The organism is Kaarinaea lacus, from assembly GCF_975902315.1.
Genome location: NZ_CDLKIE010000022.1, coordinates 1 through 2564 on the forward strand (window position 1 = coordinate 1; position 2564 = coordinate 2564).

Consider the following 2564-nt stretch of genomic DNA (forward strand, 5'->3'; position numbering starts at 1 on the left):
AAAGAACACAGCAATGTCATCGCTCCAGATATTCATCCTGCAGAAGTCGTGTTAAAAACGCTTTCTCAACAGCAGGTAGCCAGGATAAATGCACACCTGAACCAGGCGCTTGATCAGTATTTCAGTTACCCTCGACTGGCAAGACGAAATGGTTGGCAAGGCACAGTAAAACTGGGCTTACGCATTGAATCAAATGGCCAGCTTACCAACATTCAAGTATTATCAACGTCAGGATTTCCGGTTCTGGATCAGGCCGCACTCAATACACTTAACCGGATTTCCAGTTTACAGAATGCCAGTATCTGGCTAAACGGCCTGCATTTGGATACTGTGCTGCCCGTACATTATAAATTAGTGGATATTTAAAACCGATTATGGGAAATCGTCTATCAAAAATCTACACGCGTACTGGTGACAAGGGTACAACAGGCCTAAGTGATGGCAGCCGTGTTAACAAAGATCACGCCCGCATAAAAGCAATAGGTGATATAGATGAACTCAATAGCGTGCTCGGGATCGTACTAGCGCGGGATCTTGAAGCTGGCATACAGGATATACTCATTAATATTCAGCACGATTTGTTTAACCTGGGTGGAGAATTATCACTCCCCGGGCATCGGCTTATCGGGCAACAGCATGTCACAGACCTGGAACAACAGCTCGATAATCTCAATGAGAACCTCGAACCACTCAAAGATTTTATATTACCCGGAGGTACACCCGCTGCGGCATACATTCATCTGGCGCGAACGGTGTGCCGCCGCGCAGAACGCAGCCTGATAAGCCTGCATAACGAAGTGGCTGTATCTGAATTTATTCTGCAGTACGTGAATAGACTATCGGATTTATTGTTTGTGCTGGCCCGGCACATTAATAAACAGAACGGACATCCTGACATTCTCTGGCAAGCAGAGCGCAAATCATAAAGCAGCAACTAATAGCGCCAGCCATCTCGCTCAAATCAATCCCACACAACAAATCGGCTACTGAAGTTGGCTGGCACCCGGATGATCTATGCCTGCAAACGGAGTGGAGAACCTAGGGCGGTAGAAAATCGATTGGGTAAGTTACAATCAATGTTTCAACTTCTTTCGGTCCAAAGTTGAATAGCTTGATGCGCGCAATCAATTTCTTCTCGAGCGCAGGTGAATTCAATTCGCTGGATACAATTTTCACATTGGTAACAGCACCAGTCGGATCGATGGTTATTTCAATGACGATTTTCCCTTCCAAAGTTGGATCTTTGCGCAATGCTCGATTGTAAATGGAATATATAGATCCCTTGTTTTTATCAAACACCAGAGAAACTTCTTCGTAAGTACGACTAGGCTTTTTACTTCGTTTGTCACTTTCTACCCTGGCATTTTGTGCAACCTGCTCAACCGGACTTTCAACTTGTGTTGTCGTGCGGCCTTCCAGGCTACTACGGCCAACGCCAGTACTCAGGCTCGAGGTATCAATACCGCCGCTACCCGAGCTGGCAACATTGGATGTAAGAATACTGCGTTTAACAGTTTTCGCCTGGGTCGCACCTTTCGATAGCTTTTTCGACTTACTCAGCTTGGGTGATGTATCCCGCAGGTCCGATAATTCATCAGACAGCGCCAGCAACCCGGTACTCTTGGCCTTCTTTCGCGCCTCGGCTATAAGTTCTGCCTGGCTCTTTTTCTTTGGCTTAGGCTTCGGCTTTGGTTTTGGCTTTTCTTTCTTTTTCTCTTTCTTTTTTTCCTTAGGCTTTTCTTTCTTTTTCTCTTTCTTCTTTTCTACCTTCGGTGGCGGTGGCGGTGGTTTTGGCTTTTGTTTCTCAACAACCAGTTGCGCCAGGCGAGGCGGAAGTTCTTCCACTTGCGTTTTATCCACTTTTTTAACGGGCAGGAACGGTACCACCAATCCAAAAACAATGGCCAGCACCAGGGAAACCTGCAGATTCCGCTTGAGGCGCGCATCCTCTTCTGGAATGGCTGTCCACGGTAAAAGATATGAATGATATAAAGCCGCCACTATTTACTACCCACTTTTGTCTGATTTCCTCATTACAGCTAATGAAATATTGCCATAACTCGCCAAGGTGCAGGTGTACATAATTTTCTTTAACAATTTATAGGGAATTTCCTTATCACCCATTATTGTCACATCCCGGTTTATCGGTTTGCCGTCAGGCGTTTTCTTGACAATGATACGTTTTGCCTGATTCAACAGCGCCTCTTTCAATGGCGTTATCTCCGGCTTACTCGACCTGATAACTGAATTTACATCGACTATCTTGTTACCTTGCACCAGAATATCGTCGTTATTCACCACAATGACAACTGTCTCTTTTGGTAATTTATCAGCAATGGATTCCGGCAATTTGATTTTTTTGGTACTCGGAAGATCTTGCACCGTAGTAGAGCTGACCAACAGGAAAAAAACGAGGATGGTAAAAATATCCATTAACGAAATCATATTCAAGCCAGCGCCCTGCTTGTGACGCTTGTGGTGTCGCTCCATCCGTTTTGCTCGGCGAGAATGCGCTTGCATAACTACTTACCTTTCCTTTTAATTACCGGTTCTGGTGCTTTATC

At 45.3% G+C, this 2564-nt stretch carries 4 protein-coding genes; 2 read left to right on the forward strand and 2 right to left on the reverse strand.

Going from position 1 to position 2564, the window contains the following annotated elements:
• Both ACWVCM_RS00355 and ACWVCM_RS00360 read left to right on the forward strand, forming a co-directional pair.
• The coding region (locus tag ACWVCM_RS00355; protein ID WP_455199705.1) for an energy transducer TonB at positions 1-366 on the forward strand (366 nt) is incomplete at its 5' end.
• A gap of 8 nt (positions 367-374) precedes the next feature.
• On the forward strand, positions 375-926 hold the full coding sequence (locus ACWVCM_RS00360) for a cob(I)yrinic acid a,c-diamide adenosyltransferase (protein WP_455199706.1): 552 nt from the start codon (positions 375-377) through the stop codon (positions 924-926).
• A 112-nt stretch (positions 927-1038) separates the two neighbouring features.
• On the opposite strand, the gene ACWVCM_RS00365 is transcribed toward ACWVCM_RS00360, so the two are convergent.
• The gene (locus tag ACWVCM_RS00365; protein ID WP_455199707.1) at positions 1039-2001 is read right to left on the reverse strand and encodes a TonB family protein; all 963 of its coding nucleotides are present in this window, start codon (positions 1999-2001) and stop codon (positions 1039-1041) included.
• A 6-nt stretch (positions 2002-2007) separates the two neighbouring features.
• Positions 2008-2520: an ExbD/TolR family protein gene (locus ACWVCM_RS00370; protein WP_455199708.1), complete on the reverse strand. Its 513-nt coding sequence runs from the start codon at positions 2518-2520 to the stop codon at positions 2008-2010.
• Positions 2521-2564: the final 44 nt, after the last annotated feature.

What these genes read in the sequence shown, in the direction of transcription:
- ACWVCM_RS00360 (WP_455199706.1), top strand. Translation starts at nt 375, where the DNA reads ATGGGAAATCGTCTATCAAAAATCTACACGCGTACTGGTGACAAGGGT.
- ACWVCM_RS00370 (WP_455199708.1), bottom strand. Translation starts at nt 2,520, where the DNA reads ATGCAAGCGCATTCTCGCCGAGCAAAACGGATGGAGCGACACCACAAG.